Here is a 22967-nt window from a genome sequence, read left to right on the forward strand (position 1 = left end):
TCAGCCAAACCGTTCCACCAGGAAATCGATCACCGTGCGCAACATCGCCGTCGGCCGCTGGTTCGGGGCGTAGATGAGCGACATCGGCACTGGCTTGTAGGACCATTCCGGCAGCACCTGCTCGAGCCGGCCCTCGGCGATGTCGGCGGCGAGCAGCAGTTCCGGCTGCAGCGCGATGCCCGCGCCGCTCAGCGCTGCCATGCGCAGTGCTGCCCCCTGGTTGGTCGAGAATTTTCCCGAGATCAGCACGTCGCGTATTTCGCCGCCCGGCCCGACCAGATGCCAGCGGTCCTGTTTGCGCCAGTAGGAGTGGCCGAGGCAGAGATGATTGGTCAGCGCTTCCGGCGAAGCCGGCCGGCCATGGCGGGCGAGATAGTCCGGTGAGGCGGCGAGGATCCGCCGGTAGGGCGTGAGCGGGCGGGCGACGAGGCTGCTGTCGGCGAGCGGGCCAATGTGGATGCCGAGCTCGAAACCCTCGCCGACGAGATCATGGACATTGTTGTCGAGCGACAGCTCGATGCTGACGTCGGGATAGGCGTTCTGGTACTCGACGAGCGCCGGCACCAGGTTCTGCGTGCCGAAGCTGACGGGCGCCACCAGCCGAAGCCGGCCGCGCGGCGCCGATTGCAGCTCACTTGCCGAAGCCTCGGCCAGCGCCACTTCGGATAGCGCGCGCTTGCAGCGCTCGTAATAGAGCTGGCCGACCTCCGTCAGTTGATGGCGCCGCGTGGTGCGATGGATCAGCTTCGCCCCGAGCCGGGTCTCGATCGTCTTGATATGCTTGGCAACCATGGCGGGCGACACCTGCGCGATCTCCGCAGCGGCGGCGAAACTGCCATTGTCGATGACCCTGACGAACATCGCCATGCCGGCCAGCTTGTCCATGATTGCCTACTTCCAGGTTTCGAATGAAGACACTCGCAGCTTATTTATCAACCCTGTTATTTACAACATAGTCGTCATGTCCGCGCCAAGGCGGCGGACATAACCAACCGTGACCAAGGAGAAAACATGCCCATTCTTCACCTGCAGATGCATCCCGGCCGCACCGACGATCAGAAGCGCGCCTTCGTGCGCGAAGCGACCAAAGCCGCCGTCGAAACCCTGGTGTGCCCGCCGGAATCGGTGGAAATTCTGATCACGGAGATCGCCAAGGATTCCTGGGCGACCGGCGGCAAGCTGAAATCCGAGGGCTGAGAGACGCCCCGCACGCCGAGGGGCGAGCGGTCCGGCACCGCCGCCATGGCATTGGATGGGGAGCCGGCACTCGGCGCCCGTGCTGACGGGCGGTGACGGATTGACGTCGCAGGCCACCGTCACCCCCGCGAGCCTGTCTGTTGCAACCGCGCCCGGATTGGCATCAGCTCGTGTGACGGCTGGTCACTCTGACATAATAGCTGTCAGGATCGATAAGGCGAAAATCACGCAGCCCCCAAGGCTGAAGAGCAAGATCGGAGACCGGCCAGCCGCTTTCTTTCGCTGTGCGATAGGCACCCTCGACGTCGGCGACCTTCAAGACGATCTCGACGCCGAGGCCAACCCTGTCGCCGGTTTCGATCCACAACGGATGATCGGTCGAAAGGACGCTTCGCGAATTGATCGCGATCACGGCGTCACCGCTTTTCAGCATCGTGTATTCGGCGCTCGCCGAACCGTGGACTTCAAAGCCCAGGACCCGCTGATAGAAATCGAGCGATTTCTCAGGCGTTTCGACAAATAACTCCAAACTCAGTTGCAACTGGTGCCTCCCTTTCTTTTCTCCCGGATGGCGCAAGACTCACAGTGATCGTTCGAAAAGAAGCTCGTTGTCCTTTTCGCCGACATGTTCCCAACCGGCCGCGCGATAGAATTTCTCGGCTCGGGTGTTTGGATCGGTGGTGAGCCAGGCGCGTCCGATGCCGGCAGACTTGAGGCAGGCGCAGGCTTCGGCCAGCAGGATGGAGCCGATCCCTTTTCTTTCAAATCCAGGGACCACGAAAAGCGCCCAAATGTTTCCGTTGCGTGGGTCAGCCACCGAAAAGCCGACGACATCGCCGTTCTCTTCCCAAACGGCCACGCCCGGGTTGGCTACATACCAATCGTAATCATCATCGGTAACCTTTGTGGGGTCGCTCAACATGTTTTCGACAACTGACGAACGGATAGCTTTCAGCGCCAAGAGGTCGCTTGGAACCGCTTTTCGGAGCATGCAATGATCTCTCGATATCTTGCGAAGGCTTGCACAATGCCTCTTTGCGGTCACCGGTTCAATGACCGCTCTCGGTACAAAGCGGACGCGATCCCCTGACTGCTCCTGGCCCGAAGCGGGCGGACGGCCGTAAGCCTCGTCAACGACGATATGCGGCTCTAACAGTATCCAGAATATTGGGAACGGATTTCAAAAGATCGCTTTCAAACCACATGCTGCGGCCTTTGAATATTTCTAGCTTCAGCGTTCGCTTCTTGGCAGCATTTATCGTCGAGGTATAAAACTTTTTGAGATCTGGTGAGGGAGGAATATGCGCGTCTCCTAACACGAAGAAACTCTGGTATCCGATGGTCAGCCGGTAGGCCGGTTCCAGTGCGCCTATCAGCGGAAGCGTCAGCATTTTCAGGTGGCCCAGCCCGACGAACTGATCGACCAAGAAGATCTCAGTGCCATCAGGGTATGTGTGCTGTTTGAAGCAGAATTCATCGTTCGCGAAAGAGGAGTGCTTGATAAAAAGCTGTCGAAATTGGCGACGCACGTAATCGAAAAGATCATCATCAGGCGGTCCCGAAAAAGGCACCTTGTCGTCTTTAGCGATGATACATCCAGATAGGCGTTCTTGGACGAAGGTGTGCATCCGGCTTTCGGAAAGAATTAACTCGACGCCAGCCACACGTTAACTCCCCTCATACTACCCGGCGCCTTATAGCCGTCGATCTGTCGGGTCATCAACTGCGAAGCATCTGAATTGAAAAATAAGGGCGTTTGTGGCGTGCATGACGACTGCTTCCGGCGCAAAGCGGCCGAGGCTCGTCGGCGATCGGTCCCAAGCAGCCAGCGCCGATTCATCGGGAAATGCTGCGTTCTAATCGTAGCCGGCCCGGCGACGCCGGAGGTCGTCCTTGCGCAATAGGCGAAGTGCCGCCGCATCATCTGTGCAGCGCTCGGGAATTGTGGCATAACTTCGCCATGGCGATACATGTCTTGGCGGTCCATCGCGACACGGTCGGGACGGAACAGACGGCGGGCGGTTCACTCGCTGCCGCCTATTCCGTGGGGGTTTTCTGCTGGCTGCTGTCGGCCGGCGTCTATATCGCCGCGAAATGGGTTTCTTCGGAGATGCCGCCTTGGGCGCTGTGCTTCTGGCGCGTGCTGATTGCCTGGGCGATCCTGATGCCGATCGTCGCCCGGCATTTCGGCGCCATGGCCGCGCTCGTGCGGGCCCGCGGTCTCGAACTGCTCGCCATCGGCGGTATCGGGCTTGCGATCTGCCAGGGCCTGATTTTTGTCGGCCTCGAACATGCCGATGCCACGACCGCCGGCATCATCATCGCCCTGATCCCGATCATCACCATGATTCTTGCCCGTTTCATTCTGGCCGAGCCGATGGGGCGCTGGCAGGTGATCGGATCGATCCTCGCCTTTCTCGGGATCGTCGTCATCATCGTCAAGGGCAGCCCGGCCGGGCTCCTGCGTCTCGACCTCAATCCCGGCGAATTATGGATCGTCGCCGGCGCCTTCTGTTTCAGCCTCTATACCGTGCTGCTGCGCCGGGCGAAATTCGATCTCAATCGCCTTGCGCTCCTGGTCCTCCTCCTCGGTGCGGCGGTGCTGACGGCGCTGCCCTTCTACCTCTCTGAGCTTGCCTCCGACGAGCGCTCGACGCTCAATACCAGCGGCCTGATCGCGCTCGGCTATGTCGCGATCCCCGGCGGCGCGGCGATGTATTATCTCTTCAATCGCAGCATCGAGGCCCTGGGCGCGGCGCGGGCGGGCGTGCTGCTTTACATCCAGACGATCTTTATCGCCGTGCTCGCCTATCTGTTCCTTGGCGAACAGCTGCAACGCTATCATCTCGAAGGCGCGGCACTCATCGTCGCCGGCCTGCTTCTCATCATCCTGCTGAAGCCGACGACCAGAGCGGATGGGATCAATTGATCCATCCTTCCATCACCTAGTCCGGGATATCTTCGTTCTCGGTTGGCGTGCATCAGCGAAGTGCTTGCGCTTCATTGCCGCACAGCAACGGATAATCGCCCCTTCCGCCATATTTCGAGCTAGACAGCATCGCGAAGGAACTGGGAGCAGGTGTCTCGATGCGCTACGGCACGATTGAACAGAACAGCCGACTTCTGATTTCCTTTGGACTTTTAGCCATCGCAGCATTCTTGTCAGTTCAAAACTTCGAAATGGCACGGATCGAATGGATTTATACGACTGATCTGAGCGCGGATACGTCTGACGACCTATACTACGTGTTCCTATGCGTTATGGGTTTGGTGCTTCTCCAAATTGGCAATACCAGGAGATACTGGACATGGTCGCTGACCGCATATTTCGCTTGGTGGTCGTATTCGGAGATCCGCGTTTATCTTGAGGGCGGGTTCCACGGCTACGGCCCTGGTGGCTGCCTCGACTGCAGCGAATTAACGATCAAACTCTACGCGCCGCTCGGTTTATCGCCGCTGCCGGTGGCTGCCTTGCAATTTACCGGACCGTTTGGTTCGGTAGCAAACTTAATGCGGGGCGTCTTATATCAGGTGCGGCCTTCCTGCTGGTTTGGCTTTACTCACTGCTGGCGCTCGGGATGTAGCTGCTGATGGTAGGCTGGTTGTGTTTACTTGTGAGAAGCCAACGCTGCCGCCGGCGGCTTCCGGCCCGACGCGGCCATCGCGATAGGCGATACGTTACTTTTTGCTCTTTTGCTTGTTCGGCGTGTCCCATTCCCAGACAAACCTTGTGCGTAGTGCATCGAGGCATTCATCCCAGGTTTCGCGCTCGCAGGACGCTACAGCCGTGATCAAATAGGTTTTGAGCGGGGGCCGCTATCGGCCCAAAGGAAACATTCAAAGCCGTCGGCGACGCTGATCAGCAGCCGCAGCCTAATCACGCTCCGGCCTTGGCATCGCAGCACGGAACCGATTCTACGTGATGTTACGAGCCAGGAATTGGCTCGAATGTTATGATGAGGCCGTTTGTAGGTGGGCCTGCCATGACCAGGTCTGACGCTCCGTCATTATCAAAGCGTTCGTACGCACACAGGCCTACGCCTGGAAGTGGGAGCAACTGCAATACTTCTAGGAAGTGTCGAGGATATAGGAGGAGAATATGAAAAGAATTGCCGCTGTGTCACTTGCCTTTCTAACGATTGGATTTACGGCGCCGCCGATGGATACCGCAAATGCTGTTGTCTATTGTCAATATATCAGTTATCCGGCGGGCTGCGTCGTAAGGCCCGGGGTGGTGCTGAGGCCGCGCCCGGTTGCTCGTGCAGCGCGTGGTACAGTGACGCACGGAACTGCTGTAAATAAAGGTGGTCCAGTTAACCGCGTCGGTCGTCGCTAGGTATCGATTTCGACGCCATCGATGCGGTCATCGATCGATCAAGGACTGCCATCAAACAGGCAAAAGCATTCCGGGCGCCCGACATTGCGCTCCCGGATCCGTCCCTAAGCAATCGGCGGCGCCATGCCGCAACGATGTGGGAATTTTGCGCCAATCCATGAGCAGACACATAGATGTTACGCGATGCTACAGGCTTCGACGTGCGCTGCCTGCTAGCCTGTAGCAATGAGATGCCCATTCTCCCCTGGGGGTAATCGGAATGCAAAAGCTGAAACCTGGCGTCGCCTCCGCTCCTCCTCTTTTGACACGGCGCGGTCATCCGGCTGGGGTCAAAAGTGCATCTGCACCACGCTCGCAGCGTCGGCGGCAATCATCGAGGAGCCGCACCTCACCACCACGTCGCAGACCCTGATGCAACAGGATAAGCAAGATGAAATGGATTGTGTCAGTCGTCGCCGGACTTGTCTTCGCGTTCAACGCCATGGCGCAATCGCCGACGGCCCCGCCACAAAAGATCGATGAGCTCGTCCGCCTGCTTCAGGATCCGGACGTGCAGGCTTGGCTCAACAGCCGAAAGGAAGCTGTGCCTCCGGCTCCGGGCGACACCGCCGCAGCGGGCTCGAACGATCTCGCCAAATGGGAGACCGCGGCCCGCACTCGCGTTCATGAGGTGATCAGCACCATTCCCGCGATACCGGCGGAAGCGGTGGCGGCCGCCAGCCGGACACGTCAGCAGGCCATCAGCATGGGCTATGCGCCGGTGTTCGTTATATTCGGCGGGCTTGTGGCTCTTGGTCTTCTCGTGGAGGGACTGTACCGCAGACGAGTCGGTCCGCGTGAAACGCTTTTCGGAAGACTGGCCCCGGTCGGCATCTTTGCAGGGACCATGGCGATCGTCTTCTTTGCGGTGGAGTGGCCGCCTCTCGCCAGCGTTGCCCTGCTCGCCTATCTCTCCGCCTTCGTGGCGTTCCGCGTCGTAGTGGCACTTCTGTCGGTCGCGGCGATTGCGAGGCCAGTGCGTGTCCGCTTAAAGATCATCATCGGCCTGATCTGCTTTGCCATTGCCACTGCCACGATTGGGGGGCCGCTCGGCATGCCGCCCCTCGCCAGGGAGGCGCTCAGTTACTGCTTTTCAGTCGTCGGGCTCCTTCTGATCATCGAAACTGTGTGGAGTACGTCGTCGCGAGCCCGTTCTTGGAAGGCGGCGGTGACGGCCTTCCTTGTCGCCCTGTGGCTTGTCTGGTGCCTCAACATGCGGGGCCTGTTTTGGATCGGCGTTTATGCGCTTGTTCTTCCCTCGATTCTCAACACCATCGGCCGCATCGCCGGAACGTTCACAAATGACCCGGCCAGCCTTCGTGGCATCTTGATCGTCCGGGGCGCACGCGCGACGGCAATCGCGGCCGCAGTTGCCTGGCTTGCACTGGTCTGGCGTCTCAATCCGGATACGCTGGGTCAGCGCGACCCCATAATCGCGGCATTGTTCTACGGCGCTTTGAAAAGCGTTCTCATCCTCGTTTGCGCCGACCTGCTTTGGCAACTGACGAAGGGGTGGATTGATCGAACGCTACGCGGGTCGGCGGAAACAGCGTCTCTTCCACCTGCCGATGCCGCCCGGCGGGCGCGGTTCCGCACGCTTTTGCCGATCTTCCGCAATGCCCTGGCGGTCGTGGTGGCCGTCATGGCAGCTTTGATTGTGCTTGCTCAGCTCGGCGTGCAGATCGGACCATTGATTGCTGGCGCCGGCATCTTCGGCGTGGCCATTGGCTTTGGCTCGCAGACGCTCGTCAAGGATGTCATCAGCGGGGTGTTCTATATGCTGGATGATGCCTTCCGCGTGGGAGAATACATACAGGCCAAGGACTACAAGGGAACCGTCGAGGGCTTCAGCCTGCGTTCCGTTCGCCTGCGTCATCACCGCGGCCCGGTGTTCACAGTGCCGTTCGGCGAACTGGGCGCCGTCCAGAACATGAGCCGTGATTGGGTTATCGACAAGTTCAGGATCACAGTCGGCTTCAACACTGATATCGAGAAGGCCCGCAAGCTGACGAAGAAGGTTGGAGCAGAACTGAAGGAGGACGCAGAGCTAGGGCCGCTTTTTATCGAGCCCCTGAAGATGAAGGGCGTCGAGGAATTCGCCGACTACGGTATTGTGTTGAGTTTTGCGATGACGACCGTTCCTGGCATGCAGACCTACATCCGTCGCAAGGCCTACGCCAAGATCCGCGAGTTGTTCCTGGCAAACGGAATTACGTTTGCGCAGCCGACGGTGCAGGTCGGAGGTGACGAGAAGGAAGGTGCAGGCGTGGCCGCGGCCGCGCAGGCTATCCGGACGCAACAGGCGTCTGCCGCCACGCCGACGACCTAGACCAGGCGAGTTACTGCTTGGGGAGGCACTGGTCGGCCCGGCGGCGGCGGTCGCGCGTGTAGCGGGCATCGCGCTGATCGGACTTGGGATCGCATGCTTGCGGGGTCGGTCGCTCGAAGGGATGCTATTCTATAGTACAGTTGTAGCCCTCTATCTTGCCTACCTGGGCCTCGGTTCCGGGCACGCGGGCATCCTGCTTTGGCCCGTAGTGATGCTGCATTTAGTTCTTTCGGTGCTGCTCGCTCGCGTGTGGCGCGGCGGTCGGACAAAATGATGTCCGTGCAGTGGCGCATTTAGGATGCTCGCCCCGACTGGCGCAAACCTGACGTTGAAAGGCGGGAACAAGGCCTATGTTCGCATCGCCGGGGGCAGGTCGGCTCTGCGCTGCCCAACCCCCTGCGGTACGAGCGATAGAGCAGCGATACCGGCCTCCCCGGCCGCCCGCAGAAGCGCTTCCCGGAATTGCTCCGGGGCAATCTTTCCGCTGATGGCGTCGACGCAGGCTTTCACGGCGGCGACATATTCCTCGCCGTCATCGAAAGGCCAGTCGTTGATCAGGAGATACGCGGCGTCACCCAGCGTCCGTACGATTTTGCGAGATACCGGACCGCTCAAAGAAAGCGCGACCGGCGTGAATGCCGACGATGTATTCCAGCACATTGTCCTCGACCCCTCAAGGCACGGATACTGCAATCCTGGCTGCAATATACGCGCGTATTTTGAAATTGGGAATTGAAAACTTTACGGCGAACACTGCTTGAGCGTGAAGCTTCGCGATTGCAAAGAGGAGTTGCTATCAAGATCGGTGAACTGCTTCCGCGGACTTGTTCGGTATCGCGCAGCCGCTGCCACCGACGACCCGCTTTTGGCCCGGATTGACCTGCGCCGGGCGCGCGCCACCCGGTGAACCGTCACCTGGCCAGGTTGCGGAGGATTTCGACGAGACGACCGAAATCTGTCGGCTTTGGCAGGATGACGGCGCCTGCGAGGTCCGGATCAGATGCAAGTTCATGGGCTGGACTTGCTGTCGTGAGGACGAACGGAACGTTCATCTGCCGAAGCTTCGCGGCTACCGGGTTCACTGTTGCCTCGCCGAGATGAACGTCAAGTACAGCAACGTCAGGTCGCTCCTGCTCAAGCAGATCGAGAGCGTCCTCGTTGGATGATGCCGGGCCAAGTACCAGAAATCCTGCCGCGGTCAGATTGCCTCGGAGCTCATCGGCGATGAAGAACTCGTCCTCGACGACGAGGACCTTGATCTCGGTTCCGGCCCTCGTGTCGACAGCATTGCTCACATGATCTCACATCGGGATTTTGATTGTCGCAGTAAAACCACTGGGAGGATAGTTAAGTTCCACGCTTCCACCCATATGGGCGGCGAGGCCTTCGATCAGTTCAGTCCCATAGCCCTTGCGTACAGACTCATCAATACGCGGCCCCGCTTCCTCGCGCCACTGGCATACGAGCAGCGTCCGATCCCGTGGCCTGGCTTCCAGTTCCCACGTCAGCCGTATCTTTCCGCCGGGGACCGAGGCCGCACCATGCTTCAACGCGTTCGTGCTGAGCTCGTGCAGGATCATGCTGACCGGAAGAACGTTTGAGCTGCGAAGTTCTACGGAAGGTCCAGAGCATTCGAGCCGTTCGGAGACCGTCGTGCCGACTGCGCCTCTCAGCAACGCTTCAAACTCGGCCACGCCACTAACGGCGGCAACCGCCTGCGCTTGAAAGGTGATATTCAGCCTTCCAAGCAGCGCTTCCTTGAAGCTTGCCACGGCCGGATCGTCGGTCCTGGTGTTGTTCACGACCGACTGAACGACGGCCGACAGGTTCCTCAGCCGATGCCGCATCTCCGCGACGATGAAGTCCATCTCGGCATCGTGGCGCAGGCGCTCCGTAACGTCGTCGAAGATGACCAAGATGTTGGGACTATTGTCATCGGGATGAACGAGGCGTCGGGCATCGACAAGAAAGGTACGTTTGCCGATTGTCGGGAAATCATGCTTCACTTCAAAGCCGATGACGGCGGCCGCTCGTGGGATGACGGAGTATATAAGCTGCCGAAGTTCCGGAATATCCCACTGCCCATTGCCAAGCCCGAAGAAGTCCTGAGAGACAATGTCCTCCCGCTCGACTTTGAAAGCTTTGATGAAGGCATTGTTTGCGGCCGTCACATAGAAATGCTGATCGAGTACGACAACGGGCTGGGTCATGGTGTCGACAATGCCCTGAGCCTGTACGTGCCCGGTCTTCATCAGGCGATACAAATCTTCCAGCAACATAGATGCCATCCTCGCATCATGCTTCAAGGCGACAATATCGAAGCCCATAGCCAGGAATTGCCGTTCCACAGGCAAGCCCCCTGCATTTAAGATAATCTTTTCCGCATGGCTGGCAATGTGCGGTGTTGGCGCATTCCGGCCGAGGCCCATCTTCCGCCTGACGCGGTACCGACCTATCAGGCGGCGCGCATGGAAAGCTCGATATCCCCGGCGAATGGCGTCGAGAGAAAACCGTTCGCCGGTGAGCGGACGTGTTCGAGATATTCAGGGCAATCGTCGGCATTGTCGGCGATGACGAGGGCACCTAAGCGAAGGCGCGGTTCGAGCAGGGCGAGAATTTCAGGATAGAGCGCCTTGGCGCCATCGAGCAGCACAAGGTCGATGGTCTCCGGGAGATCGGCGGCAAGGGTCTGCAAGGCGTCGCCTTCGCGCATTTCGACGAGGTCGATCAGGCCGCCTTCGGTCAAATGCCGCCGGCCCCGCGCCACTTTCGACGGCTCGAACTCGGTGGTGATCAGCCGGCCGCCGCCATTGTCGCGGAGAGCGGCTGCGAGATGGAGCGTCGATATGCCGAAGGACGTGCCGAATTCGACAATGTTTTGGGCCCGCGTGCTGAGCGCCAGCATATAGAGAAGATGGCCGGCCTCGCGAGACACGGGCAGCCAGAGGTCCTTCAGGCTGGTGTAGAGATCGAGATACTCGGTCTTGCTTGTCAGAAGGCGCAGCCGTTCCTCGCCGGAGATGCTCGAAAGAGCCGGGCTGGTGGCGGAAGCGGCCTCTTCGAACAGGCGAACGAGCAGCGGCGCGAGCGGGGCGGTTGTCAATGTCGTCATCGTTGAAATCCTTGTTGGCGATGTCTCTTGTGTCGCCATGGAAAATACGAATAATTCGTCGCATTTTCTAATCGCATTGCGGTCCGTCGAGATGAGCAAGGTTACAAGCCCCCGGATTTCCACGAGAAAATCGCCGAAGCAGGCGCGCTCGAACGACCTCGTCGGCGCGATCCTGCAGGCGGCAGTTCGTGTTTTGGCGGAAGAGGGAGCGCATCGCTTCACCACGGCGCGCGTGGCCGAGCGGGCGGGCGTCAGCGTCGGTTCGCTCTACCAATATTTCCCCAACAAGGCGTCGATCCTGTTCCGGCTGCAAAGCGAGGAATGGCAGCAGACGACCACCATGCTGGCGGAGATGCTCAGCGACCGATCGATGCCTCCCTTCGAAAGGCTTCGATTGCTGGTGCATGCGTTTCTGCGCTCGGAATGCGAGGAGGCATCGGTTCGCATCGCACTCAGCGACGCCGCGCCGCTCTACCGCGACGCGCCGGAGGCGGAAGCGGCAAAACGCGCGACCGAGCCGGTCATGGAGCAATTCATGCGCGAGGTGCTGCCGGCAGCATCGACCCCGGTTCGTGATGTCGCCTGTGAGTTGATCATGACGACGCTGAGCACGGTCGGCCAGGATTTCTCGGCAACGCCGAGGACGGAGGAGGAGATCACCACTTTCTCGGCGGCGATGGCGCAGATGTTTTGTGCGTACTTGGAAAGCTTGGTGAATGGGGCTGATGCGCGATAGGACCGCAGGCTCAGGCCGGCGCCATCAAGCTGAAACCCTGCCTCTATAACATCGATCAACGCATGCATTAAATGCACCGCGAAACACAATCGTCAGGTTGCTGATTTCACGCTGTTTTTCGTTGGTTGGGGTTTCAGGCGGATACGAACCGGACGGCCTCCGGCGTGATCTACCTCGAAGGCGTTGGTCTTCTTTACCAGATCGATCAACTTCTTGAATCCGAAAGTCCGTGAGTCGAAGTCAGATGCCAGATTGGCAAGTTGATTTCCAACGACGCCGAGCTGGACCCATCCATCCTCGGTCTCCATCTGCGCGATTACCCTTTTGATTATCGGTGTTGCGGCGCTAGGCGGCCGTAGCGAAGACGCAGCCTGCACGGCATCCGCTCCGTTCGACACAGCCGAAGGAGCCAGATTTTCCGTGTAGATAAACCGCCGGCACGCTTGGCGGAAGCTCTCCGGCGTCTTCTGTTCCCCGAAGCCGAAGACATCGATCCCTTGCTCGCGGATGCGCGAGGCGAGGCGGGTGAAATCGCTATCTGATGACACCAAGCAGAAACCGTCGAAGCGGCCACTATGCAGCAGGTCCATCGCATCGATGACCAGGGTGATGTCGGACGCGTTCTTGCCTGTGGTGTAGGCGAACTGTTGTTGAGGGATGATCGCGTATCTTGCAAGGACGTCGATCCATGCTTTCGAGCGAGCGCTGGCGAAGTCGCCATAGATGCGCCGCACGCTTGCTTCCCCAATCTTGGCTATTTCCTCGAACAGGCCGTCCACGATCTTCGCAGAGGCATTGTCAGCATCGATAAGAACCGCAAGACGTGGCGAGCGTAATTCAGGCATGTCGAAGCTCCTTGGCGATTGATGGACCTCAAACTCAGGCTGGTTAACTCAGTCGTCCTTCAGCAAAACGGTTGCATCAGGTATCGTCTATCGTGAATGGAGGTAGCTAAAGAGATGGTGAATGGCGTGCCGTGTGGCCACCTCATCCGCCCTACGGGCACCTTCTCCCCGAGGGGAGAAGAGGGAGCAAGGGGCGCCGACACTGCCAAAACGAATGGGCCTATTCAAAAGCACTCCATCGAAGATCCTTGATGGCATTTTCGTTTTTCATGGCGCCTCGCCCCCTCACCGCAACTCCGCACTCACCCGAAAAATCCCACCCGCCGAGGCATCCGAGCAGACCACGAAAGTCGAGCCCTCTTGTGCCATGAAGGCGACGTTGCCGCCGGCTTCGCAGGGGGTGGCGCTCCATTGCAGGATGATGTCGCCGTTGTCGGGGAGTTTTTCGGCCGTCAGCTTGACGGCGCTTGCCATCCATTCGGTGGCCGACGGCAGATGGACGGGGGTGTTCAGTTGTTTCGACAGCCAGGCGGTATAGTTCTGCGCCACGGCGAGCGGCACGTCGTCGGCGGGCTGCTCAGGATTGTCGGCATAGGCTTGTGCGGCGGCGGGATCCGAGTTGGCGGCGTAATATTGCGCCATCTCGGCGCGGGTCACGGCTTTCGCCTGCATGCAGAAGGATTTTTCGATCTTCACGGCGCCGTTGGCGACGCCGAGCATGCCGCCGAGCTCCTTCAGCGACGAGGTCATCAGCCGGACATTATCGAGCGGATAACTTCCGGCCGGCACGGTTTCGAAGGCAAGGCTCTGCGAGACCGGGCAGAAGCCGCGGGCCGACAGGGCTTCGAGGTCGGCAAGGATCGGCTGATAGGCTGCGATGGCGAGCTTATAAGCCTCCGTGGTGTAGCGGCCGTCGGCCTCGGTCAGCTTCGGCGCCAATGCGGCCAGTGTCGGGTCGGCGGCGCCGGCGCGTGTCGTGATCGAGGCGTGGAGATCGGTGACTTTCTGCCGCAGCGCCGTCGCTTCGTCCTTGGCCGCCATGACATCTGCTATCAGCTTGTCGAACAGCTTGGCGGCGTCGCCATAGCCCGAGGTCGCGGCCGGCAGCTGCCATTGCTCCGCCTTGGCCTTGGCCTCGGTCATCAGGCCGCTTGCCTTGGCGACATCGGGGCTGTCGCCGGCGCCGATGCGGGTGACGGTTTCGCGTTTGGCCGCCGCATCCTTTTCGGCCGCGGTCAGCGTCGTCAGCGCCTTGGCGAGATCGTCGTAGGCGGTTTTGGCGGCGTCGTAATTGTCGACGGCGGCATGCATCTGCTTGGCGGCCGCGCCATCGGCGGCAGCCTTCATCTTGGTTTCGGCCTCGGCAAAGCTCGGCGCCTTGTCGCCGCCGGCGGTCGAGGCGGCGGCTTTCGCCTTTTCGGCATTTTCCTTTGATATGGCGATCAGCGCATTGCCGAGATTGATGGCGGCGGTCTGATAGCCCGGAAGCGCCTTGTCGTAATCCTCGTCCTTGAGCAGGGCGTCGGCCGAGGTCAGGGCCGCGGCACCGGTGTCATAGGAAAGTTTCGCCTGGTCGCTGGCCGGACGCTCCGGCGCCTTGGCGGCGATCGCCTTCTGCTTGCGGCTTTCGGCCTCCTTCTTCCAGGTGCCGACATCGGCGACGAGTTTCGGATCCGGGCGCAGCAGTTTGGGAATGGTGACGATGCCGACGCCGATGCAGATCAGCAGCAGCGCTGTAAACATCGAGATATGCGCAAGCGTCCATTTTTTCCGCTTCGGGGATTCCGGCTGTTGCGGCATGCCGCCGCGCGGATCCCAGGACATCGGCTGGATGCCTGTCGTGACGCGGCTGAATTCGCCGAGCGCATCGGCGCCGGTGCGCGGCCGCATACCGGGATCGCGGCTCAGCATCCGCTCGATCAGGCTGGCAAGGCCCTCGGGAAAACCGGGGATCAGCACATCCAGGCGCGGGAAGATATTGGAGGGGTCGAGATGGATGTTCTTCCAGCTCTGCTCGCGCTGGTGTTCGTCCTCCCAGACCATGACGCTGTCGAAGACGCTGGCATAGGTCTGGCGCGGCAGGAAGAGTTTATAGGCGATCATGCCCATGGCGTAGATATCGAGGGCCGGCGAGGCGGAGAAGGTGCCGCTCGCATAGATCTCCGGCGCGCCGAATTCCGGCACATAGGGCGGGATGATGTGCTCGCCGATCTTCGAGATCAGGTGCAGGTTGCCGATCCGGACCGAAAGGCCGGAATAATCCTCGGAGACATAGATGCACTGGTCGGTCAGCGCGTTGTGGGCGTAACCGGCGCCATGCAGCGTCGCCAGGCCTTCGAGGATGTGGCGGCCGATTTCGGCGGCGCGCTCATAGGCGACCATTTCGGTTTCGTCGAGATATTGATGCAGGGTTTTCGACGGCCGCTTCTCGACGATATAAAAATTGTCGTCTTCAGGCGACGGCGGGATGAGGTCTTCGATTTCGACGAAGCGCCGCGCCGTCAGCGATTTGGCTTCGTTGATCGAGGTCCAGACCCGCTCGAAACGGGCCTTGTCCAGTTTCAGCGCCACATCCGGCGCGACGATGAACACTGCATGGCCCATCCGCTTATCCTCCGCGGGATAGACGATGAACTCGTTTTCATAGATCGGCTCGCCGATCGTGTAGCGGGCGATCAGATCACTTCTCATGCACGTGTCCCCCTGCATTCATTCATATGAAACCGAACTCTATTCGCCTGCCAGAGCATGATGCCGAAAAGTGTGAGCGGTTTTCGGACGACATCATGCTCTAACTCTTTAATTTAGAACAGGATTCAGATTTAAGGCCGACCCGGCCCTAAATCATCCTGTTCTAGTAAAGGATCGCCGATCAGGCCGGCGGCGAGCAGCAGGCCGCTTTTCGTATCGCGCAGCGCAAAGGCGAAGCGGGCATCGGCGACGACGCGCACCAGCTTCGGATCGATGCTGCGCTCGGTGATCGCAGCCGTGGCTGCCGCCGCCTCCGTGCCGTTTTCGTCGACCTTGATCATGGTCTTCTGCAGGACGCGCGACAAGCGGATGTTTTCCCTGGTGAAACCCGGGAAAGCCGCATCTTTGGCCTTTTCAGTCTTTTGGGCCTTTTCGGGCGCCACGCCCATCGCGTTCAGGACCGGCATCAAATCACGCCCGTCGTTCAGGGAAAAGCGGGGCAGGAAGATTTCGCCCTTGGCGGCTTCGAATTTTTCCCCTTGCAGCCAGGAGGTGAGCGCCTTCAGATCGGCGCCGTCGACACCCTTGCCGGAGCGCGCCGCCACCACGACCATGCTGTAGCCCTCGCCCGTATAGGCAAGGTCGACGGCTGAGAATTTCTCGTCGGAGCGGAATTTCTGGCCGTCGCCGGCAAGATGCATCATCGGCACCGAGACCGTCGAGCCGTCCGGGCGCTGAAAGGGGCTTGCCGGGCTTTCCCTGTCGAAGGAGGTCTTCCAGCGCGCCTTGAAGGAGAGTGCGCCGAGGCTGACGAAGCCGCCGCCGGGCGGCGCCTCGAGGATCGACGGAATGGCGCCTCTTGTGGCGTCCTTGACCCAGGCGTTGATGTGCTCGACCGATGCCGGGCCGTCGAGATCCTCGATCGTCGGCTTGATGCGATGGGTGGCGAGCATGGGGAGTGCGCCGGGGACAAGCGCCAGCTTGTCATCGAAGACGATCGCGACTGCCGTTGCCAGAGGCGCATCGGCTGCTGCGGGCTTTTCCGGGGTCATGGCGTCGAGCACGGTCGCCGGTCCCTTCGGTTCCCGGAAACCCAGGCTTTTGGCGATCGACGCCTTGCCCTGATCCGAAGCGCCGAGGCTTGCCAGGCCGAGGGCGGCGGCAAGGCTTGCCGGCGACACCATGATATTGGCCGCCTTTTCGCTCGCCAGCGTGCGGTCGAGCAGTTCGACGGCAAGCCCCGCCTGCGCGGCGAGCAACGCCTTGCCGTCGCCGGTCTCGCCGGCATGGGCGGCCGGGGCAAGTGTGATCAGCGAAGCGGCAAGACCGGCCAGCAGAATGGATTTCGGCATGGTTCGCTCCTCTTCAGCGGATGCGATAGAATTTGGAATCGAACGACCATTTGCCCTGGGCGCCGGTCTCGTCGTCGCCGACGATCCGGAGGCTGCGGGCGAGGTCGTAGACATAATTGAAGGCGGCGCGCTGGCCGACGAGCGGTGTCGGCACATCCGGCAGGTCGAGCACTTCGATCGGCTTGTCGCTGAGGATGGCGACGACCATGCCGACGCCGGCCGGTCCCTCCACCTGATATTCGAAGCCGATATAGGGATTGCGGGCATCGGGCACCACGACCGGGCGGGCAGGATCAAGCCGGTTGTCGCCGCTCTTGGCTGTCGGCTTCAGCCCCATCGAGCGCTTGTTAGGGTAGAGCTGGGTGAGTTTGCCGGAGGCGTCGATATCGACCAGGATCAAATAACCGGGTTTCTTGGTGGAGACGCGCATCGCCACCTTGTCGCCGATGCCGACCGAGGTGCCGGGCAGCATGTCGACGGCGACACCGGCTTCGTTATCGGTTTTCAGTGTATTCTCGACGGCGGCAACCGGGGTTTTCGCCTCCTCGCCGGTGATGACGTCGCGGCCGAGCGCATCCGGCTGGCCATAAAATTGCGGCACCGGCGTGAAGCGGCAGTCCTCTGTGTGCGTCCGGCAATATTCATCGGATTTGCGCCTGACATAATCGAGCAGAGCGGCATTGCTGACGTCGGGCTTGTCGGCAGCGCGGGCGACGCCATCCTGTACGCCTTCGATGAAGTTGCGGGTGAAGACGCCGAGCGCCGGCTTGGCCTCACGGTCGACAAGCGCCCATTGGCCCGAGTTGACGGCCGACCAGACCATGGCGTTTTCGCCGCCGAAAGAGAATTTCGCTTCCTTGCCCGATTTGTTCGGCGGTTCGAGGGCGGCGAGCGCCGGGCCGAGGCAGCGCACGGTGCCGCCGGCAGGGGCGGCCACCGCGCTGCGGCTGCCGGGCCCGACATGGCAGGCATCGATCAGCAGTGTGACGCGGCGGTCCTTGAGGCTGTTCAGCCGGGCGGCGATCTCGGTTTCGCGGATCTGGTTGGTGACCGTCACCTTGCCGCCTTCGCGTGTCAGCTTGGCATCGACGGCCACCAGCGTCGGGCTCGTCGTCGCCTCGGCGCCCATTTCCTCGGAGCCTTGGCCGCTGAAATAGAGAAAGACACGGCTGCCCGGCGTCGACTGGCGCACCAGCCAGTCGTCGATTTCGGCCAGGATCGCCTCGCGGGTGGCCTTGCGGTTGGTCAGCGTATGGATCTGCTCCGGGCGGTAGGCGAGCGTCTTGGCGAGGAAGAGCTGCATGGCCTTCACGTCGCTTGCCGAACCGGTGAGTTTGGCCTCGCGCATTTCGTAATCGTCGATGCCGATCAGCAGCGCGCGGTCGCCGGAGGAGCTTTGCGTCGCGGGGGTTTGAACGGGCGCCGGCTGGACGGCGGGCTGATTGTCGGCGGGAGCATTCGCGGCCGGCATGTCGGGGTTCGGCGTTTCGGTTGCGCCGGCGGGCGGGGTGTTGCCGGTCGGTGAGGTCTCGCCTTTCGGTGATGTCTCACCTGTCGGCGAGGTCTCGCCGGTTGGCGAGGTCTCACCTTTCGGTGATGTCTCACCTGTCGGCGAGGTGATGGCGAGGTTGGCTTCTTGCTGGCCGGACTGTTTCTGCTTTGCCCCGGTGCCTGTTGTGGTCGATGCGACCTGATCGCCGCCGGCTTGCCCGGCATCAGGGCCTTCCACGTTCGGCACGTCGCCGTCGGTCTTTGCCGCGATCCAGTCGCGGAAGGCGGCCACACGGGTGTAGACGCCGTAATGCTCGGCCTCGGCGCAGCCCGCACCCCAGCTGACGATGCCGAGCTGGATCCAGCGTTTGTCCGGCCGCTGGGCGACCAGCGGCCCGCCGCTGTCGCCCTGGCAGGCATCCTTACCGCCCTCGGCATAACCGGCGCAGACATTGCGCTCGTCGATCGGGTTCATGCGCATCGAGCTGTCGCGATAGGCGGCACGGCAATCCTCGCGCGGGACGATCGGCAGCTCGACTTCCTGCAGCTCGGTCGGCAGGTATTTGTCGTCCCAGCCGTGGTCGGCCTTGGTGTAGCCCCAGCCGGTGACGACGGCCTTGTGACCTGCGGCCTCCACATCCTCGTCCGAGGCCGAGGCGAGAATGGCCGGCCTGGAGACGGCGGGTTCGGCGAGCTTGATGAGGGCGATGTCGTTGGCGAAGACCTTGCGGTCGAAATCCTCGTGGATGATGACGTCTTCTACGGCGAGACCCGGCTTGTCGGGGCCGTCGACCGATATCACCTTGTCGATCTTCGACTTGCCTTCGACGATCAGCAGGTCGCGGGCGAAGAGATCCTGCTTGCCGGAGCGGCCGCTGGTGACGCAATGGGCGGCCGTCAGGATCCAGCGCGGGGCGATCAGCGAGCCGCCGCAATGGCCGCCGAAGCGGCCGCGCTGCTCGGGATCGGGCGCCAGGATCTTCACCTGCCAGGGCCACTCGCCCTTCTTCGCCGCCTGGCCGCCGATGACGCGCCCGCCATCCTCGCCGGCGAAATCGGTATCCTGCTGCGCCAGCACGGGAGCGGAGAGAAGCAGCATGACGGACGCAATATTGAGGACCCTGCTGATCGACGTGCTCATAACTTGGCTCCGGCGGAGGTATAGAGGACCGTAAACCCGACGCGTGCGCCTTCGGGCAGGAATTCGCCGAGGCGCCGGGCGATATTGCCGGCCGTGCGGCGCCTGTCGTTCTGCTTCAGGAATTCCACGAGCTGCGGCATCGGGGTTTCAGAGCTGACGGCGACGAGCAGGTCGGTGCCGAAGGGGGCGACGACGGAGAGATCGAGATCGAAGTTTTGGGGCATCCCGCTATCGGCATCTTTCTCGCCGGGATAGAGGAACTGCACGGTGCCATCGCCGGTGACGTCGAAAAGCACGAGCCTGCGGCCGGCGAGATCCGACACGGTGACGCCGACGCGCTCGCCTTCGCGATGCACCGCATCCGATGGCGTGACGCGCACCGTCTGCGGATCCGACAGCAGCTTCAGCGTATCGAGCGCCGCCATGCGGTCGACGACGAAGGGCATGTCGCCGGCGCCGACGCCGGAGGCGACGACATCACCGCCGGCAATCGCCTCGTGTTTTTCCGGATCGAAAACCAGTTCGGCATCGGCGGCCTCCGTCAGCGTGAACGGCGTGACGGCGGGGCTGATCCCCTGCAGCGGTTGATCCGGGCCGAGGGCGGCAATGCGGATCGGCGTGGCCGCGGCGGGCGGCGGAGTGGTCGATTTCGCGGCCGTCTCCTGGGCTCCCGCTCCTTCGTAAGTGTAGACGACGGCGCGGTCGAGATCGGTTCCGGGCGGGCTTTCGGTAAAGATATTCTGCCGCTGGTCGGTGAACTGGTAGACCGCCTGGCGCACATATTCGAAGAGTTCGCGGCGGCTGACCGCGCCGTCGCCGTTGCGGTCGGCGGCACCCTCGAAGGCGCGGGCTGTGGCATAACTCAGCGCACCGCGTTTCTGGGCAATGCCGGGGATCGAGATTTCGGGCGATTTGGTGTTGTCGTCGACGGCGGCGAGAAAGGTCAGCCGCTGGAAATCGAAGCCGGTTGAGAGCGCATCTGATGTCGTCGAAATCGGCGCGAGGTCGTCCTCCTCGATCGTATAGGACGGCGCCTGGCGCCAGGTGATGTCGGCGCCGCGCGGATCGACGTCGCGGGTCATGCCGCCGGCATGGCAGGTATCGGCGATGAAGACGACATCGGCGCCCTTGGCTTCGAGATTGTGGATCAGCACCTTGAACTCGTCGCCGAAGATGCGCTCGCGCGAGCCCGGCAGCCGGGTATCGAAGCCGGCAAGCACATAGACCTCGTCGCGGCCGCTCGGTTTCGAGCCCTTGACGCGCTCCGGCTCGCTCGAGCCGTGGCCGGCAATGCCGAGCACGACGAGATCGCCCTGCCCTGCCCGCTCCGTAACGGCTTCGATCGCATGGAAGATGCCCTCGCGGTCGGCGGCGCCGTTCTTCAACAGCGTCATATCCTCGACGCCGACCGAGCGCAGCGACAGCGAGAGGTCTTCGGCATCGGCGACGGCGCCGTGCAGCGGCGGAACGTTGCGGTAGAGGTCGATGCCGATCAGCACCGCCCGGACGGCACCGCGTTCGGGCGCCTCGATCGTCCTTGCCAGGCTGCCGGTGGCCGCCAAAGTGAGGAAGGCAAGGGCTGCGGCCAGGGAAACGGATGTGGACATGGCCGAGCCCCCCTCGCCCCAGCTATTCGCGGCGCCATTCGACGCGCCGGTTCAGCGCATCGACATCGTCTTCGGTGAGGTTTGCGGTCGCGGTCACGTCGACCGGTTCGGAAGCGCCGCGGCCTTCGGCATCGATCGAGGCGTCGATGCCGTGGCTCTTGAGGAAATCGGCAACCGCCTGGGCGCGGCGCTCTGAGAGCTTCTGATTGTAATCGTCACCGCCGCGCCGGTCGGTATGGCCGATGAGGATGATGCGGCCGGGCTTTTGCTCCTTCAGCGCTTCCAGCAGTTCCTCGGCGGCCTCGGTGCCGATCGAGGTGAAGGTCGATTTGTCGAAATCGAAGGTGATCGGCACCGGAATGGAGACCGGCACGATGCCGCGGACATTTTCGGAATAGATGCCGCCGAGCACGCCGCTGCGGTGATCCTTCTCGGCCGGCACGAAGCTGCCCTGCGGATTGTCGCTCGACGGATTGGCGGCAAGGATGCGGGCCTGGGCGGCACGCTGGATGAGATCGGAAATCGTATCGGCCGGCGGCGCTTTCGGCGTGCGGGTCTCGTTCTTGATGATCTCGATCGCCTGCTGGTAATCGGCGGCGGCATCGGCAAAGCGGCGGGCGGAGAAATAGATCTCGCCGAGTGTCGCCGAGGCCTGCCAGAGCACCTGCGGGCTGTCGGCGGCCACCAGCAGCGGCTCGTAATCGGCGACCGGCTTGTCGGCGGCCATCATCTCCTGGGCGGCGGCAAGCCTGAGGGCTGCGACGCGGCGCTGGGCATTCACCTGGAACTGGCCGCATTCGGCGCTGACGGCGATCGTATCGGCTTGCGTCGCGGCAGCCGGGATATCCTTGGCGGCGACGGCCGTATTCAGCTTGTCGAGCAGGGCGGTGCAGGCGGGCGTGTCGGCATTGGCCACCTCGATCTGCTCGCCTTCGCCAGCCTGGCCGGCCGGGTCTGCCGAACGGCCAAGGTTGAGCTGCGGCATCTTGATGCTGAAGCCGCCGGGAAGCTTGAATTGCGGCATCTTGAGCTGCGGCATTGGCAGCTTCGGCATCTTCGTCTGCGATGATTGGTAGGACTGGGCGGGCTGCTGATATTGGCCTGGTTGTTTATATTGGTTCGGCCGGGTGGAGGATGTGGTGTCGGCCGGGCCGATCAACTGCAGTTCGTCGGCGGCAAGCTCCTGGCCGGGCGCCAGGTTGGTGACGATCTTGTATTTCTTCGGCGGCTGGGTCGTCGCCTGTTCGACCGGCTTCGGCGTCACCTTCTTCGGGGCGGCGGGCTTCGGTTTTTCCACCACCGTTTCCGGCTTCTTGGCGACCTCCTGTTTCGCCGGCTTCGGCTTCGGTGCAACCGGCGGCTTTACCGCCTGCTCGACCGGCTTTGCGGCGGGAGCGGCGGCAATCGGCGGGGTTGCTGTGGGCGGCAGGGCCGCCGGGCTGTCGACCGTCGTCAGCATCAGCGTCTTGCTGCTGATCTTGGTGCCGAGGCTGCGGGCTTCTTCGAGGCTGCGGGAAACGGCATCCATGCCGCCGTCGATCGAGCGGAACATGCCGCTGCCGCTGCCGCCGAGATCGGCGAAAATGTTGAGCGGCTTGGAAGAATAGAAGACCTTGATCTGCTCCTGTCCCACAGGGCCGGAGACCTGCAGCCGGGCGCCGCTTGCCGGATCCGGCACCTGCACGCGCTTGCCGGCGCCGACCAGCGCATCGGTCTGATACTTGTTCGGGAAAAGTTTGACGACGGAACCGTTCGGCGAGACGTTCAGCACCGTGACATAGGCATTCTCGCTCGACTGGATGAAGAGGCCGACGACTTCGCCGATGGCGTATTTGGCCTCCGCGCGATCGAAGGTGATGCTGACGGGGCCGGTTTGCGCCGGCGCTTCGGTGAGTGTGCGTTCATTCTGCGCCTCGACGGCGGGAACTACCGCAAAGAACGAAAGAAAGGTGGCTGCGGCTAGGATGGCTTTGCGGTTCGGCATTGGAAAACCTCCTCTTTCGAACAATCTCACACTGTGTCGAAGATGAGAATAGCACTGACCGGCGAAATTGGGATGGCTTTGCCTGTCTTGCTTGAGGGAGGGTTACA

The 22967-nt window shown here is 61.7% G+C and carries 20 protein-coding genes; 6 read left to right on the forward strand and 14 right to left on the reverse strand.

Features of this window, described 5'->3' with window-relative positions:
* Entirely contained in the window at positions 1–885 is an 885-nt protein-coding gene (locus GGD57_RS27250) for a LysR family transcriptional regulator (RefSeq protein WP_184473283.1), read from the reverse strand.
* Between the two features lie 99 nt (positions 886–984).
* Here GGD57_RS27250 and GGD57_RS27255 point away from each other — a divergent pair, with 99 nt between their 5' ends.
* Positions 985–1197, forward strand: a complete 213-nt coding sequence (locus tag GGD57_RS27255; RefSeq protein ID WP_184473307.1) for a 4-oxalocrotonate tautomerase — start codon at positions 985–987, stop codon at positions 1195–1197.
* A 163-nt stretch (positions 1198–1360) separates the two neighbouring features.
* On the opposite strand, the gene GGD57_RS27260 is transcribed toward GGD57_RS27255, so the two are convergent.
* The 3 genes from GGD57_RS27260 to GGD57_RS27270 form a co-directional block, all read right to left on the reverse strand.
* Entirely contained in the window at positions 1361–1738 is a 378-nt protein-coding gene (locus GGD57_RS27260) for a VOC family protein (RefSeq protein WP_184473308.1), read from the reverse strand.
* A gap of 39 nt (positions 1739–1777) precedes the next feature.
* Positions 1778–2188, reverse strand: a complete 411-nt coding sequence (locus tag GGD57_RS27265; protein ID WP_184473284.1) for a GNAT family N-acetyltransferase — start codon at positions 2186–2188, stop codon at positions 1778–1780.
* Between the two features lie 139 nt (positions 2189–2327).
* Complete coding sequence (locus tag GGD57_RS27270; RefSeq protein WP_184473285.1) at positions 2328–2861, reverse strand: hypothetical protein; 534 nt, start codon at positions 2859–2861, stop codon at positions 2328–2330.
* Positions 2862–3157: 296 nt separating this feature from the next.
* Here GGD57_RS27270 and GGD57_RS27275 point away from each other — a divergent pair, with 296 nt between their 5' ends.
* From GGD57_RS27275 to GGD57_RS27285, 4 genes are all read left to right on the forward strand, one after another.
* Positions 3158–4126 carry a DMT family transporter gene (locus tag GGD57_RS27275; protein ID WP_184473286.1) on the forward strand — a complete coding sequence of 323 codons (969 nt, stop codon included), beginning with the start codon at positions 3158–3160 and terminating at the stop codon, positions 4124–4126.
* Between the two features lie 158 nt (positions 4127–4284).
* The gene (locus GGD57_RS27280) at positions 4285–4788 is read left to right on the forward strand and encodes a hypothetical protein (RefSeq protein WP_184473287.1); all 504 of its coding nucleotides are present in this window, start codon (positions 4285–4287) and stop codon (positions 4786–4788) included.
* A 508-nt stretch (positions 4789–5296) separates the two neighbouring features.
* Entirely contained in the window at positions 5297–5533 is a 237-nt protein-coding gene (locus GGD57_RS29560; protein ID WP_432443406.1) for a hypothetical protein, read from the forward strand.
* 430 nt (positions 5534–5963) lie between these two features.
* Positions 5964–7901: a mechanosensitive ion channel family protein gene (locus GGD57_RS27285; protein ID WP_184473288.1), complete on the forward strand. Its 1938-nt coding sequence runs from the start codon at positions 5964–5966 to the stop codon at positions 7899–7901.
* 348 nt (positions 7902–8249) lie between these two features.
* Here the strand turns inward: GGD57_RS27285 and GGD57_RS27290 are convergent, their stop codons facing one another.
* The 4 genes from GGD57_RS27290 to GGD57_RS27305 all read right to left on the reverse strand — a co-directional run bounded on the left by GGD57_RS27290 (position 8250) and on the right by GGD57_RS27305 (position 11013).
* Complete coding sequence (locus tag GGD57_RS27290; RefSeq protein ID WP_184473289.1) at positions 8250–8561, reverse strand: DUF982 domain-containing protein; 312 nt, start codon at positions 8559–8561, stop codon at positions 8250–8252.
* A gap of 251 nt (positions 8562–8812) precedes the next feature.
* Positions 8813–9196: a response regulator gene (locus GGD57_RS27295; RefSeq protein ID WP_184473290.1), complete on the reverse strand. Its 384-nt coding sequence runs from the start codon at positions 9194–9196 to the stop codon at positions 8813–8815.
* Between the two features lie 6 nt (positions 9197–9202).
* Positions 9203–10330, reverse strand: a complete 1128-nt coding sequence (locus GGD57_RS27300) for a sensor histidine kinase (protein WP_348646003.1) — start codon at positions 10328–10330, stop codon at positions 9203–9205.
* A 26-nt stretch (positions 10331–10356) separates the two neighbouring features.
* Positions 10357–11013, reverse strand: a complete 657-nt coding sequence (locus GGD57_RS27305) for an O-methyltransferase (RefSeq protein ID WP_184473291.1) — start codon at positions 11011–11013, stop codon at positions 10357–10359.
* A 91-nt stretch (positions 11014–11104) separates the two neighbouring features.
* On the opposite strand from GGD57_RS27305, the gene GGD57_RS27310 reads away from it, so the two are divergent.
* Positions 11105–11749 (forward strand): TetR family transcriptional regulator, encoded by a 645-nt coding sequence (locus GGD57_RS27310; RefSeq protein WP_184473292.1) that lies wholly within the window; start codon positions 11105–11107, stop codon positions 11747–11749.
* Between the two features lie 92 nt (positions 11750–11841).
* Here GGD57_RS27310 and GGD57_RS27315 read toward each other — a convergent pair whose 3' ends face one another.
* From GGD57_RS27315 to GGD57_RS27340, 6 genes are all read right to left on the reverse strand, one after another.
* Positions 11842–12594, reverse strand: a complete 753-nt coding sequence (locus tag GGD57_RS27315; RefSeq protein ID WP_184473293.1) for an NYN domain-containing protein — start codon at positions 12592–12594, stop codon at positions 11842–11844.
* Between the two features lie 285 nt (positions 12595–12879).
* Complete coding sequence (locus GGD57_RS27320; protein ID WP_184473294.1) at positions 12880–15285, reverse strand: protein kinase domain-containing protein; 2406 nt, start codon at positions 15283–15285, stop codon at positions 12880–12882.
* Between the two features lie 131 nt (positions 15286–15416).
* Complete coding sequence (locus GGD57_RS27325; RefSeq protein ID WP_184473295.1) at positions 15417–16637, reverse strand: serpin family protein; 1221 nt, start codon at positions 16635–16637, stop codon at positions 15417–15419.
* 13 nt (positions 16638–16650) lie between these two features.
* The gene (locus GGD57_RS27330; protein WP_184473296.1) at positions 16651–19269 is read right to left on the reverse strand and encodes a trypsin-like serine protease; all 2619 of its coding nucleotides are present in this window, start codon (positions 19267–19269) and stop codon (positions 16651–16653) included.
* Positions 19266–20876: a caspase family protein gene (locus GGD57_RS27335; protein WP_184473297.1), complete on the reverse strand. Its 1611-nt coding sequence runs from the start codon at positions 20874–20876 to the stop codon at positions 19266–19268. The genes GGD57_RS27330 and GGD57_RS27335 overlap by 4 nt, the downstream gene beginning before the upstream one ends.
* A 22-nt stretch (positions 20877–20898) precedes the next feature.
* Positions 20899–22860: a DUF4384 domain-containing protein gene (locus GGD57_RS27340; protein WP_184473298.1), complete on the reverse strand. Its 1962-nt coding sequence runs from the start codon at positions 22858–22860 to the stop codon at positions 20899–20901.
* Positions 22861–22967 lie beyond the last annotated feature (107 nt).

Source organism: Rhizobium esperanzae (assembly GCF_014197615.1).
GTDB classification, from domain to species: Bacteria; Pseudomonadota; Alphaproteobacteria; order Rhizobiales; family Rhizobiaceae; genus Rhizobium; species Rhizobium esperanzae_A.